The organism is Paraburkholderia sp. RAU6.4a (assembly GCF_050435625.1).
Lineage (GTDB): Bacteria > Pseudomonadota > Gammaproteobacteria > Burkholderiales > Burkholderiaceae > Paraburkholderia > Paraburkholderia tuberum.
On sequence record NZ_JBNDKQ010000003.1, the window covers coordinates 897,140 to 911,754 of the forward strand.

The window sequence follows — 14,615 nt, forward strand, 5'->3', positions numbered from 1 at the left end:
CGCGCTCTGAAGTCAGCGATGAAAGTCGATCTAGCCACGCTTTACCTTCTTGTGATCGGAACCTTGTTTGCCAGTTCCGCCATGATGTATTGGGAACACCTGTCCCATCCCAAGCGCGGCAAGGAATTGCGAATGCTGGCGGCCGGCTATGCGACCCTCGGAATCGGTTGCGCGGCGGCTACATTTCGGGTTCAACTGCTCGGTGCAGCTGGCCCCGCAGTGAGTAATCTCGTGATTCTCACCGGCTATCTGCTCGTCCTGGACGGTGTGGCAATGTTCAACGGCCGGCGATATCTCGCGAGTTCGATCGGGTTGCTTCTGCTGATGGGGCTCACGTGGGCCGTGGCTGGCGTGCGTTGGCAGGCTGCCGTCTGGATGTACGTCAGCGCCATCCCGATCGCGCTGGCTTCCGCCATGACGTCGCTCGAACTGCTGCGAGGCGACGGCATGCCGGCGGTTCAATCCCGGCGTGTCGCCGTGGCGGTAACGGGCATCCACGCGCTGTTCTACGTCGCCCGGGCTTTCGTGCTGCCATGGCTGGTGCCGATCTTCGGGCCGCGCGTGCTGGCTGTCTCCAGCGAAATCACGATGTACGAAGGGGTTCTCTACTCGGTCATTTTGCCGATGACCTTGCTCCGGCTGACCCGGGAAGAAATTCATGGTGAGCTTTTGCAGGAGTCCCGCACGGATTACCTGACTCGCCTCGGGAATCGAAAGTTGTTTTTCGAAGAGGGGGAGCGGGTTATCAGCGACCACGGCATAAATCGACTACCCGTCACACTTCTTGCGTTCGACCTCGATCACTTCAAGAGAATCAACGACCACTTTGGGCACAAGACCGGCGACGAGGTTTTGAGGTCATTCGCGGAAACCGTTCGAGCCGTGACGGGTATGGACGCGATTCTGGCACGCATCGGCGGCGAAGAATTTGCCGCCCTGCTGCCGGGCTACGACAGCGACCGCGCAAAAAAACTAGGCGAGAACGTTCTCAGCCGGTTCGCCGCAATGTCCCATGGCGCCGACGGCGATCGGATTCGCGCCACTGTCAGCATTGGACTCGCCGAGTCAAGTCGCGAAACGGCTTCCCTCACCGACCTGCTCTCAGCCGCCGACCAGGCGTTGTATCGAGCCAAGTCGCTGGGCGGCAATCGGCTTGAACAGACGCCAACGACCGCGCTCGCCGCCGCCAGCTGATCTTCGAGTGGCAATCGGATTCAAGCTCCCGCCGGCTAGTGTGTGGGGAAGTTTCCGGTCCCGCTCGAAACACTGAATTCGTTTGCCAGCACGGCTCCGTCGATTTTCCGCGTGGCCGAGGAGCCACGCGGATTTTCGTCCGAGCGCGATTGCGCACGCAGGTACGACACATGGATGCTCACGAACCCGACACGCGGCCGACCCAGCCCGTAACCCGCCCGGTCCTTGTCTGGGACGCGCCGGTGCGGTTGTTTCACTGGCTGGTGGTCGTGCTGGTCACGGCCGCGTATGTCACGTTGAAGCTGAACTGGATCGACTGGCACGTGCGCGTCGGCGAGACGCTGCTCGCCCTTGTTATTTTCCGGCTGCTGTGGGGCTGCTTTGGCAGTGAGACCGCCCGCTTTCGCAGTTTCGTGGCATCACCCGCGGCTGCGCTTCGTCATTTGCGCCGCCTGTTTCATCGCGAGCCCGATGTGCAGGTAGGCCACAATGCGGCCGGCGGCTGGATGGTTCTATTTCTGCTCGTCTTGCTGCTGACCGAGACGCTGAGCGGACTCTACGTCAACAACGACATCGCCGACGAAGGGCCGTTTAGCGAACTGGTGCCCGTGTGGCTCGCCAACGCAATCTCGGCGTTGCACGGCCTTGTCTGGTACGTGCTGCTCGCCGCGGTGGTACTGCACGTGCTCGTGATCGCCCTCTACGCGGTAGCGAAGGGACACAACCTGCTGCGCCCGATGCTGACCGGCTACAAACTGCTGCCCTCGTCCGTGGACGCGCCGCGGCAGGCGCCAGCGCTGCTGGCGCTGCTGCCATTCGGCGTCGGCGTTGCCGTGGTGATGCTGTTCGCGGCTTATCTGTGAGCCTGCCGCAAACCCGCTCTCCGGGCGCGGCTACCGTGCCTGCTTCAGCTGCCCTTCGGCGGCTTCACCTGGCCGCGAATTTCGCCATTCGGATTGTTCTTCGTGTGAACGTTGATGTACATGTCACCGGCTTCGAACATCTTGGCGTCGTCCGGAGATAGCGTGGCCTGACCGGTGATCGGGCTCGTCACCTCCATGTTGCCCTTCTGCGACAACCAGACTTTTATGCCTGCGTTTTTACCGGCCGGGGCGGGTCCGTGGAAATGCGCCATCGTGGTCGGACTCGTCAATCCGCTGAAACTGATGTTCCAGGTGACGACCCGCGTGCTGGGGTCGTACGTGAGCTTGGCGGTGCCGCTGCCAGGCGTCTGCACCGGCGGAACCTGTTGGGCGCCCGTCAAAGGCACCTCGAACGAGACGGGCGCCGCTTGCGCCAAGGTCAGCGTACCCGCGAAGGCCAAACCACAGAACACCATGAAAGCGCGCCGCGTGATGGATCGTGACATCTGGTTTTCTCCTGTTGGGTTTGCCCTTGGTGAGCGGGCGATTATTGAAGACTGCAGAAGACCTCGTCGGCGTTGTTGGCAGCCAAACAAGTGAGTCAAGCATAGACGCAAGCAGGCCGTAACGCGAAGGTTGCATGAGGCCGAAATCCGGCTATGCGTGGCAACCGCCCCGTTACGTCGACGCCAGATGAGTCTGTCCAGCGATTCGACAGGAAATCGTCGGGCGAAAATCGTTGAAATTTGATCTGGCGCGAAAAATTCTTCCGGTACGAGATGCGCTTTGTGCGGAGGCAGCGGATGTAACTGGCGCGACCTGGTGTTGCGCCAGGAGCCTTTCGGTGACGGCGACACCGTTGCCTCGGTGATGGCGAGAGCCGATACAGCGCTCTATGCCGCGAAAGCCAACGGCAGAAACTGCGTGATGCTGGCGGGGTCGTCGCAGCGTGCCGATGACATCGTTTTCAGTTTTCCGGCTTGGGAAAGCTCCGCGCAGGGCTGCGCAGGAGACGCCTGATCGATCGTCCATTCGCACTGCCACCGCAAAAAAAAACCGGCATGCAGTCGCCCGCATACCGGTCTCTATTGGGGCCCAGTCGCGTCACCGCGAACAGGGCCGCCGCGCTGATCCGCGCCAGTCCGCGCTTTATTGGCGCTTTACTTGCGCTTCAATTGCGAAATATCGCGCACCGCGCCGCGATCGGCCGAGGTCGCGAGCGCCGCATACGCCTGCAATGCCTGCGACACGACACGCTCGCGATTGGTCGGCTGCCATGCGTCGTCGCCGCGCGCTTCCATCGCCGCGCGACGGCGTACGAGCTCTTCGTTCGACACCGCGAGATGCATCTTGCGCTGCGGAATGTCGATCTCGATCACGTCGCCGTCTTCGACCAGACCGATCGTGCCGCCTTCCGCCGCTTCCGGCGACGCATGGCCGATCACGAGGCCCGACGAGCCGCCCGAGAAACGGCCATCGGTAAACAGCGCACAGCTCTTGCCGAGGCCCTTCGACTTCAGATACGAAGTCGGGTACAGCATTTCCTGCATGCCCGGACCGCCCTTCGGACCTTCATAGCGGATCACCACGACGTCGCCCGGCACGACCTTGTCACCGAGAATCGCGTCGACCGCGTCGTCCTGGCTTTCGAACACGCGCGCGCGACCCGAGAACAGCCACTGCGATTCGTCGACACCCGCGGTCTTCACGATACAGCCCTTCTCCGCGAGATTGCCGTACAGCACCGCGAGGCCGCCGTCCTTCGAGTACGCGTTGTCCTTGCTGCGGATACAGCCGCTCTTGCGGTCCGTGTCGAGCGTCGCGTAGGTCGCTTCCTGGCTGAAGGCGACCGTGGTCGCAATGCCGCCCGGCGCCGCGCGGAAGAATTTCTGCGCTTCCTCGCCCGCGTCGCCGGCGATGTCCCACTTCGCGATCGCGTTGCCGAGGGTGCCGCTATGCACGTTGCCGCACGACAGATCGAGCAGCTCCGCGCGCGCGAGTTCACCGAGAATACCGACGATGCCGCCCGCGCGATGCACGTCCTCGATGTGGTACTTGTCGGTCATGGGTGCGGCCTTGCACAGGCACGGCACCTTGCGCGAGATACGGTCGATGTCCGACATCGTGAAATCGACGCCCGCTTCCTGCGCGGCGGCCAGCAGGTGCAGCACGGTGTTGGTCGAGCCGCCCATCGCGACGTCGAGCGTCATCGCGTTTTCGAACGCCTGCTTGGTGGCGATGCTGCGCGGCAGGACCGAGGCGTCCTCTTCCTGATAGTAGCGGCGGCACAGATCGACGACCAGGCTGCCCGCCTGCTCGAACAGGCCCTTGCGCCATGCGTGCGTCGCGACGATGGTGCCGTTGCCCGGCAACGCGAGGCCGATCGCCTCGGTCAGGCAGTTCATCGAGTTCGCGGTGAACATGCCCGAGCACGAACCGCAGGTCGGGCACGCGCTGCGCTCGACTTCGGCGACTTCGGCGTCGCTGATCTTCGGATCGGCGGCCTTGATCATCGCGTCGATCAGGTCGATCTTCGCGATCACCTGGCCGTCGGTCGGCGACTTGATCTTGCCCGCTTCCATCGGACCGCCCGACACGAACACGACCGGAATGTTAAGGCGCATCGCGGCCATCAGCATGCCCGGGGTGATCTTGTCGCAGTTCGAGATGCAGACCATCGCGTCCGCGCAGTGCGCGTTGACCATGTACTCGACCGAGTCCGCGATCAGTTCACGCGACGGCAGCGAATACAGCATGCCGCCGTGGCCCATCGCGATGCCGTCGTCGACGGCGATCGTGTTGAATTCCTTCGCCACGCCGCCGGCCGCTTCGATCTGCTTCGCGACCAGCGCGCCCAGCTCGCGCAGATGCACGTGGCCCGGCACGAACTGCGTGAACGAATTCACGACCGCGATGATCGGCTTGCCGAAATCATCGTCCTTCATGCCGGTGGCGCGCCACAGCGCGCGGGCGCCGGCCATGTTGCGGCCATGAGTCGAAGTGCGTGAGCGATAGTTAGGCATCTGTATCCTCAGGTATTGCTGTTATCGGTTTTGATGAGCGCCCGCGCGGGCGTGGGGATCGCAGCGCGGACTTTGCGCTGGGAACGAATAGTGCAAGAACGCCAGTAAGACGTCCAATATATTTTTTCTGCGTAATTAGGTCGAGGAAAGTATTAAACGATGCCGCGACCGCTCGGCCGATTTCACCTTTCTTGACATTGCCCGCTCCCACCGCGAATAATGCAGCGTTCGTTTAACGAAACCGTGTTCACCGTAAGAACATTGAAACGGAAACAGAGGTCTTTTCGAGCGCAACACCGGGTTCGAGGCCAGGCGCGCCCAAGCCTGGGCCCACCTTCCTGGATTCGCGCCAATCTGTCCGCTGTGATCAAGATCAGGTAAGGCAAGTTTGCCGCCAATACGCGCCAGCACCCCGCGCCGGCGCGCCGTACCCGCCCCTCCGCCCAGCACAGGGCCGGGCACTACACAGAGTCACACACATGAAGCGAGACACTCCCCCTCACGCCGCCGGCCGACCGGCCGCTTCGCGCGGCATCGTCGAAGGGCTGGTTTATGTTTTCGAGCAGGTCATGCCCGACCCGTTCGTACTGTCGATCTGCCTGACGTTCTTCGTCGCCGTGCTGGCGATGCTGATCGCACCGAACGGCACACTGCCGACGCTGCTCGATTCCTGGTACACCGGCACGTTCGGCATTCTGGGCTTCGCGCTGCAGATGATCCTGATCCTCGCGACCGGCTACGCGATCGCGGAAGCGCCGATCGTGCAACGCGGTCTGCGCGCGCTCGCCTCGCATGCGAACTCGCCGACGCGTGCCGCGCTGCTCGTGTTTCCGGTCGTCGCGGTTGCCGCGTGGCTCAATTGGGGGCTCGGGCTCATCGTCGGCGCGTTGCTGTCGCGGGAAATCGCGCGGCGCGTCGACGTCGACTTCGCATGGCTCGTCGCGGGCAGCTATTCGGCCTGGTCGATCTGCAACAGCGGGCTGTCAAGTTCGATCGCGCTATCACAGGCATCCCACGGCAATGCGCTGAATCTCGTCGAGAAAGCGACCGGCCACGTAGTGCCGCTCAGCGAAACCATCTTCGCGCCGTTCGTGTTCATTCCGACCGTGCTGGTCGTCGTCGTGATGACCGCGATCTTCATCAAGATGCATCCGAAGGCGGAGAACGTCGTCGCGTTTCGTCAGAGCGGCGAAGCAGCCGCCGACGCGCCGAGCGACGACCCGCATGCCCGCGCGAGCAGCGAGACATCGCTCGCGGCGCGCCTCGAACAGTCGATGCTCGGCACACTGCTGATGCTCGCGCTCGGCATCGGCTATCTGGCGCTGACGTGGCACAAGGAAGGATTCGATCTCGACATCAACAACACGATCCTGATCTTCCTGATGATCGGTCTCACGCTGCAACGCACGCCGATCGCGTACGCGAATTCGATTCGCCGCGCCGCGCGTCAGACCGGCTCGATGCTGCTGCAATATCCGATGTACGGCGGGATCATGGGCATCATGAAGGGCACGGGTCTCGCGTCGATGATCGCGAAAGCGTTCGTGACGATCGCGTCACCGGTCACGCTGCCGCTGTGGAGCTATCTGAGCTCGCTGATCATCACGCTGCTGGTGCCGAGCGCCGGTGGCCACTGGGCGGTGCAGGGTCCGTTCGTGCTGCCCGCGGCGCTCAGCCTGCATGCGTCGGTGCCGCGCACCGCAATGGGCGTCGCGATGGCCGAGAATGTATCGAACATGCTGCAACCGTTCTGGGCCGTGCCGATCGTCGCGATCGCGGGTATCCGGATTCAGCGCGTCATGGGCTATACGGCGGTGACGTTCGCGGTGTCGCTGGTGATTTACGCGGTGGCGTTGTGGCTCGTGCCGTAACCACAATGACCTGAGTCGAACGATCTCGCTACCGTCAAAACAAAGGGCCGATGAAGCAATGCTTGATCGGCCCTTTGTGCTTTCGCGGCGTACCGTTCGCTGTTACATCTTGACGACGTCCAGCAGCGTCTTTTTGCCGTCCTTGTAGTCGTACAGCGAGATCACGCCGTGCTGAAGGTCGCCCTTCGCGTCGAACGTCGTTTCGCCGGTCACGAGCGTCGCTGTAGATCTTCGAGGCCGGAATCGACGCGCCCGAGTTCAGGTGGCCCACCACGGCTTGAAATCGGCCAGCATCACACCGTCGCGGATATGCGCGAGAGCGGCCGCCACGTAGTCGACGACCGGTGCCGGTGGATGGTCCGGCTTCGCCCACACGAAGCCCGAGCACTTGTGCGGCTCCATGTTCGCCAGTTCGCCCTGCCATGAACGGCACACGAGAAAGAAGCTGATGCGGTTCGTGTCCGAGTCGCGCCGCATCACGAGTTTGAATTCGAGCGCGCCGGGCGCGATCGTCACACCCGCTTCTTCTTTCGATTCGCGAATCGCGCATGCCTCGATCGATTCGCCCGGTTCGAGATGGCCCGCAATCAACGCGTACTGGCCGTCCCTGAAACCGGTATTCGCGCGCTGGATGAAAAGGCACTCGCCCTGCCCATTCAGGAACAGCACGTTCACATCGACGATGCTTTGCATTCGGCTCATTTTCTTGCCGGCATCATGACGGACTAGCCGCGTTGCGCGGTCAGCAGCTTGATGCCGAGCGCGACGAAGACGAGCCCGCTGCCGCGTTTGATGGCCGCGACCCAACGGCTGGCTCCGACGCGCGTATGGATACCGCGCACGCCGAGCGAATAAATGGTGTGCACGAGCGCGACGGTGACCGCGATCGTCAGATACATCACGATGAACTGCTCCGACAGGCCGCGCTCGTGGTCGATAAATTGCGGCATGAACGCCGATAGAAAGATCATCGTCTTCGGATTGCTGCCCGACACGAGCAAGGCTTCACGGAATACCTTCTTGCGCTCGAACGTATAAGCGGACGATGCGACGCCCGCCGGCTGCGCGGCCCGCGATGCCTCTTTGTTGCCGCCGCGCAGTTGCCTGATGCCGAGATACATCAAATAACCCGCGCCGAGCACTTTCATCGCGACGAAGAGCGGCGGCAGCGTCGTCAATACCGCGCCGACACCTAGCGCCACGAGAGCGACGACGACTCCTTGCGCGAGCAGATTACCGGCGACGCTCGCCGCCGCGCCGCGGTTTCCATAGCGGACCGAATTGCGGATCACGAGCAGAACGTTCGGTCCCGGCGAAATGGTGGTGAGCAGATAGGCACTGGCGAAAAGCAACCAGGTATGGAAGGACATGGCAGGCCCAGCAGTTCGTTGTGGTTGAATACCAATACACCGGACATCATCATGCCACGGAAAAAATCGCTGCCGCGTCGCGCGCCGCCTCAACGCTTCGAGCCCGTCACCAGTTGCAGCGGCGTCTCGATCACCTTCGACAACTCGCGCTGCTTGCGCCGCTCGGTCACCGCCTTCAACGCGAAGTCGATGCCGAACACGGTCTGGCGGCCGGCGAACTGGTTCATCGTCGCGAGCACGCGGCCGTCGGCGAGTAGCGGCTTGATCGCATCGATCGCGTCGTAGCCGGTGACATAGACGCCGCCGCCGCGACCCGCGTCGCGAATCGCGTCGACCGCGCCCATCGCCATGTTGTCGTTGCCGCATAACAGCGCGCGCAGCTGCGGATGCTCGGCCAGCATTTTCGCGGCCACGTCGCGGGCCTTGCCGTACTCCCAGTCACCCGACTCGACCGCGACGACCTGCACGCTCGCGGCATCCATCGCATCGCGGCTGCCGGCCGTGCGCTGCTGCGCATTGCTGCTCACCGAAATGCCTTCGATGATGCCAACCTGATCGCCGGGCTTCAGCCGCGCGGCCAGATATTGGCCGACCTGCTTCGCGCCGTTGCGATTGTTCGGCCCGACGAACGGCACCGAGATGCCGGCGGCCGCTTGCGCCGCATCGTCGAGCGGGTTGTCGATCGTGATCGTGATGATGCCGGCCTTGATCGCGCGCGCGATCACCGGGACCAGCGCCTTCGAGTCGGTCGGCGCGATCACGATCGCGTTCACCTTCGCCCTGATCGCCTCGTCGACCATGCGGATCTGCGCGGCGGTGTCGGTCTGTTTGGCCGTGCCCCGAATCGTCAGGCTGAATTGCGACGAGAAGTGGTCCTGGTAATTGCGCGCAGCGTCGACCATCGCGACCGTGAACGGGTCAGACATCGATTTGAGTACGAGCGCGATCTTCGGCTTCGTGCCGGGCGGCACGTCGGCGCCGGCATCGTCCGCGAACAGCGCGATGCCAGTGAGACCGGTTGCGGCCAGCGCGCCCGCGAGCAGCACGCGGCGGCGCATGTTCTGCGTCATGGCTTGACTCCTTCGCGGAGGTGCCGGTTGCGGACGGGCCGATCGAACGACGCGACGCTGGCGGCAATTTCGTCGAAGAGCGGCCGGCTGTCGATATCTTCGCTCAGACAACGCGTCTTCAAGGCGGCGAGTTGCGCGTCGAGTCCACCGGATACGTCGCAACGCTCGAGCAGTTCTTCGAGCAGACAGCCGTACGCCCTCACTTCGAGCCGCTGCAACGCGATAGCGAGCTCGCGATCGCCAGCGTCAAAAAACGACGCCGCCCCGAAATCGCCGAGCAGCGCGCGCCCCGCGCCGCCGTGCAGGATATTGTGCGCGTACAGATCGCCGTGCATCACGCCGCCCCGATGCAGATGACTCGCGACCTTCGCGATGCCGCTCGCGATACCGAGCACCGTCGCAAGGTCGAAGCGCGCGTCGTCGCGATAGATGTCGCGCGTACACGATGCGAGGCTCGGCGGCCCGGCGAGATTGGCGAAGCGCGTATCGATCAATCCCATCACGAGGCCATGCGTATCCGACGGATGCCCGATCACCTTGCCGAGCACGGGGATCAGGTTCGCATGTTCGCCGCCGCGAATGCAAGCAGCCATCTCGCAGTCGGGCAAACCGTCGCTCGTCACCGCGCCCTTGAACAGCTTGACGGCGACCGCACGCGGCGCGGGCTCGGTGTCCGCGTGCAGCGCCGCGCGATAGATGACGCCCGATGCGCCCTCGCCCAACGGCCGTTCGAGCTGCAACGCATCCCAACGAATGCCGCTGATCGGTGTGTCGATGAGCGCCGCCTGTTCGAGCGCCGCGTTGAACGGATTGCCCGCATACGCGAGCCACGCAAGCCGCGGCAGACGCAGCAACCAACGCGGCAATGCATCGAAACGATTCGCCGCGAGCCGCAGCAATTCGAGCCGCTTGCATGCGGCCAACTCCTCGGGCAGCGCGCGCAGCCGGTTGCCGGCAAGCATCAGCTTCTGCAGTTGCGTGCAGCGGCCGAGCTCCGCGGGCAAGCGTTCGAGATCGTTGTCGGTCAGAATCAGCCAACGCAGCAGCGGCGGCAGCGCGCGCGCCGGCACCTCGCGGATGCGATTCGACTTGAAGCCGATCATGCTCAGTTGCGCGCATTCGCCGAGCACGCCGGGCAATTCGGTGAACGGGTTGTTGGACGCGAACAGGATGCGCAGTTTGCGCAGACGCGGCAGATCGTCCGGCAGCGTCGTCAATGCGTTGTTCGACAGGTCGAGCACTTCGAGCGTATCGGCGAGATCGAAAATCTCGCGCGGAAATTCGCTCAGGCCGCACGCGAGTTTGAGTTCGCGCGCACCCGCCAGTCGCCCGGCCCGCAGTTGTTCTAGAGTCGTGGTCACAGTCGTGGGAAAGAAGATCGGGTAGCGCCCGCAGCGCGTCGTACCGAAGCTGTCGATTTTACTGAGTCGAAGGTCATCTGGGGTTCTCTGCGGTACAGTGATGCGAGCGTCGCGGGGGTCACGGCCGTCGCGGCCATGTCGAATGCGAATGAGACAGCAATATCTGGAGCGCGTTCGGGCCACGCAAGCGACACACTATCGGATAACGGCGCAGCCTTCATGCAGTTTTGCGCGTCCGGTCGTCGAAACGCCGCCGCCTCGCAAGTCCTTGCGCCGCCACCCTGTCAGGAGCCTGAGAAAGTGACGTATGCATACAAGTTGATCGATTCGCCGGTCGGTCAGTTGAAGCTGGTGGCGAAAGGCGAATGCCTCGCCGCGATTCTGTGGGAGCACGACAAGCCTGACCGCGTGCGACTCGGCGAGATGAGCGAAGCGAACGAGCTAGCGGTGCTCGTCGAGACCGCGCGGCAATTGCACGAGTACTTCGCGGGCACGCGCCAGGCCTTCGATCTGCCGCTCGACTTTCAGGGCACCGAGTTCCAGAGGCAGGTCTGGCGAGCGCTGCTGACCATCCCGTTCGGCCAGACCCGCAGCTACTCGGAGATCGCGCAGCAGATCGGCAACGTCAATGCGGTGCGCGCGGTGGGCGCGGCAAACGGCCGGAATCCGATCTCGATCGTCGCGCCGTGTCATCGCGTGATCGGCGCGTCGGGCGAGCTGACGGGATTCGCCGGCGGCCTCGCCAACAAGATGCTGCTGCTTTCGCTGGAGGCGGGGCAGACCTCGCTCGAAGCAGCGGCGGACCACGCGCAAAGGCAGGCGCCTGAGCGGGGAGCGGCGCAAGCGGTCAAGGACGATGCGCCCGCGAAACCGGCGCATCGTCAGCCGAGCCGGGGAACGCAGGGTTCGCTGTTCGGCAGCTAAAGCAGCGCACACCCGGCACGATGCGCCACCCACCGGCCGTAATCGCCGATGCTTCGTCCGCGATCAGCACCATCGCCCGCGCATGCAACACCTATCCTTAAGATGCCCTTTGGGGTATCGAACAGGAGGATGACATGCGCATGCTTCTCAACATACAAATACCGAACGAACCGTTCAGCACACTCGTGCGCGAAGGCCGAATCGGCGACCTGATGAGAAAGATCCTCGAGGACATGAAACCAGAAGCCATCTACTTCACCGAGCAGCAAGGCAAACGCGGCGCGGTGGCGGTCGTCGAGGTCACCGATGCATCGGCGATCCCCGCGCTTGCCGAACCGTGGTTCCTGACGCTCGACGCCGACTGCGAGCTGCGCATCGCGATGCTGCCCGAGGATCTGATGAAAGCCGGGCTCGACGCGCTCGGCGACAAGTGGAAGTAGCGCGGCCCTCAGGAATGCCCAGCCGCTAGCTGCAGCAGCAGCATCGAAGCCGCGGCCGTCGCCGCGACCTGGCAGCCGAGCACGATATGCGCCTCGGCCGTGTCCTCGATAAAGTCGTGACTCACGCCGCCGATGCTCGGCACGAACATCATGCACGCCGGCATGCAACGCGCGATCACCTGCGCGTCGTGCGCGGCGCCGCTCGGCATGCGCAGCCACTGGCCCGGCGCGAGTGCTTCGGCGGCTCGCGCGATGTGCTCCGCGAGCGTGGCGTCCATGCTGACGGGTTCGATCGGCTCGTCGAGCGTCTGCAATTCGACGCTCACCGCGTCGTGCGCGTTGAAATCGCGCACCAGTTCCGCGAGCGCGCGTTCCATGGCCTGAAGCCGTGCGGGGTTCGCATCGCGGAATTGCAGGTACATGTCGGCCGCGCCGGGCACGACGCTCATCGAGCCCGGATCGAGATCGATGCGGCCCACGGTCCAGACGGTATCCGCGTCCGCCAGCTGCCCGAACGCGTCGTTCATCCGCGCGATGAACGCGACGAGCGCCGCGCCCGCGTCGCGGCGGATCGCCATTGGCGTCGTGCCCGCGTGATTGCGCTGACCCGTGAAGCGCAGCCGCGATTCGCGCAGCCCGACGATCGTCGTGACGACGCCGATCGCTTTGCCGATCGCTTCGAGACGTCCGCCCTGCTCGATATGCGGCTCCAGATACGCGACCTGGCGCCCTGCCTCGAAACGCGCACGCGGCCGGCCCGCCAGTCCAGCGGCCTCGAGTACGTCGGCGAGGCGTTCGCCCTGCCGATTCGTCGCGCCGCGAATCGTGTCGTCGACCACCTCGCCGACGAAGCTGCGGCTGCCGAGCAGGCCCGAGAACGTGCCCTCCTCGTCGATCCACGACGCGACGTCGACGGCGAGGTGCCGCGTCGCGTCATGCTCCGCTAGCGCGCGGGCGATTTCGAGCCCGTACATCACGCCCATTGCGCCATCGAGCCAGCCGCCGGTCGGCTGCGTGTCGGTATGCGAGCCGATCACGAGCGCGGGACCGCTATTGCGCGAGCGTCCGAACACGGTGCCGACGCCGTCGATGCGCGCGTCGAGCCCCGCCTCAGTCATCCGGCCGACCAGCCATTCGCGCGCCGCCAGATCGACCGGCGACAGCGCGAGCCGGACCACGCCGGGACCGGTCGCGCCGAAACCGCGCAGCCGTTTGAGGTCGGCCATCAGCCGGTCAGGATCGATCTTCACCACGTTGTCATCTCCATGAATTGATTGCGGATATACGCGTGAAGCCCACCCTCCGGCTCGAACAATCGATACAGCGTGGGCCGCGACAGCTGCGACATGGCCAGCACGCTGTCGACCGTCAGATCAGGTTGGCCGAGATTTGCGTCGATATAGCGACGCGCTGCCGTGAACATCGCGGTGCGTGCCACCGCCCGCGCACTGCCGGTCAAGCCTGTTTCCTTGCCGAACGCCGCCGCCATCAACAGCGCGCAGATGTGGAGCGCTTCCTGAGCCGCGGGCGCGTCCATCGTGGGCAACGTGCGGCACAGATCGGACGGCCGTATCAAGAAAGCGCCACGACCGCAGGCACTCTCACGAAGCGGACGAACCGTCCGCTTCCGCCATTCACCAACTCATTTCCACAGCGTGCGGCCAAAGAACGTCAACGTACGATCCCATGCCTGTTGCGCCCAGACCGGGTCGTATTGCGTCCTCGCGATGCGGCCCGACCCGACCGCCGTTTCGTTCGCGAACGCGTGACGCGCCAGATAGCGATGAAACTCGACGTCGACTTTCGCGTCGGTGAGTTTCTTTTCGAGCGCGTCGACGGTGTCGGCGGCGAAGAACTCGTCCTGCAGACCCCAGTGGCCCATCACCGGAACCTTGATCTTCGACGCGTCGATATAGTCGAGCGGCGGGAAGCCATACCAGACGACGCCGGCCGCCACTTCAGGCACGTTGCACAGCGCGAGGAGCGTCAGCGCGCCGCCCATGCAATAGCCGGTCAAGCCAACCTTCGCCGCGTGCTGCTGCAGATACTGGACCGCGCCGCGCACGTCCTGCGTTGCGGCATCGCCGAAATCGAGGCCGCTCATCAAGTGGTGCGCCTCATCCTCTTCGACCGTCGACTTGCCGCGATACAGATCGGGCACCAGCGCGAAGTAGCCGGCTTTCGCGAGGCGATCGGCGACGCCGCGAATCTGGTCGTTCAAGCCCCACCATTCCTGGATCACGACGACCGCGGGCGCGCCCGCGGTTTTTTCAGGCTTCGCGAGATAGCCCTGTAGCTGCTTGCCGTCGGGACGGTTGAACGTGATCATCGAACCTGCGTGTTGGGTCATCGGTCGCTCCTCGAGTAGACGAAACCGCTAGCATAGCGCCGCTACCCCGTTTTCTGTTCAATCGGAATCGTGCCGACGCGCGAGCGTGATCCCGCGGAATCTGCGCGTTATGTGAAACGCGCCGCAGAAATCAGGCCCGCGCGACATGT

At 64.0% G+C, this 14,615-nt stretch carries 15 protein-coding genes and 1 pseudogene; 6 read left to right on the forward strand and 10 right to left on the reverse strand.

The window, feature by feature from the left end; all coding sequences use genetic code 11:
- Nucleotides 1-18: 18 nt before the first annotated feature.
- Both OKW40_RS28650 and OKW40_RS28655 read left to right on the forward strand, forming a co-directional pair.
- Nucleotides 19-1,194 (forward strand): diguanylate cyclase domain-containing protein, encoded by a 1,176-nt coding sequence (locus OKW40_RS28650; RefSeq protein WP_429492922.1) that lies wholly within the window; start codon nucleotides 19-21, stop codon nucleotides 1,192-1,194.
- A 170-nt stretch (nucleotides 1,195-1,364) separates the two neighbouring features.
- Nucleotides 1,365-2,057, forward strand: a complete 693-nt coding sequence (locus OKW40_RS28655) for a cytochrome b/b6 domain-containing protein (protein WP_429492924.1) — start codon at nucleotides 1,365-1,367, stop codon at nucleotides 2,055-2,057.
- Nucleotides 2,058-2,101: 44 nt separating this feature from the next.
- Here the strand turns inward: OKW40_RS28655 and OKW40_RS28660 are convergent, their stop codons facing one another.
- A complete protein-coding gene (locus OKW40_RS28660) occupies nucleotides 2,102-2,563 on the reverse strand; it encodes a CHRD domain-containing protein (protein ID WP_429492926.1) in 462 nt (153 codons plus the stop codon).
- 316 nt (nucleotides 2,564-2,879) lie between these two features.
- On the opposite strand from OKW40_RS28660, the gene OKW40_RS28665 reads away from it, so the two are divergent.
- Nucleotides 2,880-3,077 (forward strand): hypothetical protein, encoded by a 198-nt coding sequence (locus OKW40_RS28665; protein WP_429492928.1) that lies wholly within the window; start codon nucleotides 2,880-2,882, stop codon nucleotides 3,075-3,077.
- A 140-nt stretch (nucleotides 3,078-3,217) separates the two neighbouring features.
- Here the strand turns inward: OKW40_RS28665 and ilvD are convergent, their stop codons facing one another.
- On the reverse strand, nucleotides 3,218-5,080 hold the full coding sequence (gene ilvD / locus OKW40_RS28670; RefSeq protein WP_429492930.1) for a dihydroxy-acid dehydratase: 1,863 nt from the start codon (nucleotides 5,078-5,080) through the stop codon (nucleotides 3,218-3,220).
- Between the two features lie 479 nt (nucleotides 5,081-5,559).
- Here ilvD and OKW40_RS28675 point away from each other — a divergent pair, with 479 nt between their 5' ends.
- Entirely contained in the window at nucleotides 5,560-6,951 is a 1,392-nt protein-coding gene (locus OKW40_RS28675) for a short-chain fatty acid transporter (protein WP_429492931.1), read from the forward strand.
- 102 nt (nucleotides 6,952-7,053) lie between these two features.
- On the opposite strand, the pseudogene OKW40_RS28680 reads toward OKW40_RS28675, so the two are convergent.
- The 5 genes and pseudogenes from OKW40_RS28680 to OKW40_RS28700 form a co-directional block, all read right to left on the reverse strand.
- Nucleotides 7,054-7,170: pseudogene (locus OKW40_RS28680) on the reverse strand (ABC transporter substrate-binding protein); the annotation flags it as partial.
- A gap of 39 nt (nucleotides 7,171-7,209) precedes the next feature.
- Nucleotides 7,210-7,653, reverse strand: a complete 444-nt coding sequence (locus OKW40_RS28685) for an NUDIX hydrolase (RefSeq protein ID WP_429402556.1) — start codon at nucleotides 7,651-7,653, stop codon at nucleotides 7,210-7,212.
- A gap of 23 nt (nucleotides 7,654-7,676) precedes the next feature.
- A complete protein-coding gene (locus OKW40_RS28690; protein ID WP_429492933.1) occupies nucleotides 7,677-8,321 on the reverse strand; it encodes a LysE family translocator in 645 nt (214 codons plus the stop codon).
- Nucleotides 8,322-8,410: 89 nt separating this feature from the next.
- Nucleotides 8,411-9,391, reverse strand: coding sequence for a substrate-binding domain-containing protein (locus tag OKW40_RS28695; RefSeq protein ID WP_429492935.1), 981 nt, complete (start codon nucleotides 9,389-9,391; stop codon nucleotides 8,411-8,413).
- Complete coding sequence (locus OKW40_RS28700) at nucleotides 9,388-10,752, reverse strand: leucine-rich repeat-containing protein kinase family protein (protein WP_429492937.1); 1,365 nt, start codon at nucleotides 10,750-10,752, stop codon at nucleotides 9,388-9,390. The genes OKW40_RS28695 and OKW40_RS28700 overlap by 4 nt, the downstream gene beginning before the upstream one ends.
- A gap of 300 nt (nucleotides 10,753-11,052) precedes the next feature.
- Here OKW40_RS28700 and OKW40_RS28705 point away from each other — a divergent pair, with 300 nt between their 5' ends.
- Nucleotides 11,053-11,676 carry a methylated-DNA--[protein]-cysteine S-methyltransferase gene (locus OKW40_RS28705; RefSeq protein WP_429492939.1) on the forward strand — a complete coding sequence of 208 codons (624 nt, stop codon included), beginning with the start codon at nucleotides 11,053-11,055 and terminating at the stop codon, nucleotides 11,674-11,676.
- A gap of 134 nt (nucleotides 11,677-11,810) precedes the next feature.
- Nucleotides 11,811-12,116, forward strand: coding sequence for a panthothenate synthetase (locus tag OKW40_RS28710; protein WP_429492941.1), 306 nt, complete (start codon nucleotides 11,811-11,813; stop codon nucleotides 12,114-12,116).
- An 8-nt stretch (nucleotides 12,117-12,124) separates the two neighbouring features.
- On the opposite strand, the gene OKW40_RS28715 is transcribed toward OKW40_RS28710, so the two are convergent.
- The 3 genes from OKW40_RS28715 to OKW40_RS28725 form a co-directional block, all read right to left on the reverse strand.
- Complete coding sequence (locus OKW40_RS28715) at nucleotides 12,125-13,369, reverse strand: Zn-dependent hydrolase (RefSeq protein WP_429492943.1); 1,245 nt, start codon at nucleotides 13,367-13,369, stop codon at nucleotides 12,125-12,127.
- Nucleotides 13,363-13,692, reverse strand: a complete 330-nt coding sequence (locus tag OKW40_RS28720; protein ID WP_429492945.1) for a hypothetical protein — start codon at nucleotides 13,690-13,692, stop codon at nucleotides 13,363-13,365. The genes OKW40_RS28715 and OKW40_RS28720 overlap by 7 nt, the downstream gene beginning before the upstream one ends.
- Nucleotides 13,693-13,758: 66 nt before the next feature.
- Entirely contained in the window at nucleotides 13,759-14,466 is a 708-nt protein-coding gene (locus OKW40_RS28725) for a dienelactone hydrolase family protein (protein ID WP_429492947.1), read from the reverse strand.
- Nucleotides 14,467-14,615 lie beyond the last annotated feature (149 nt).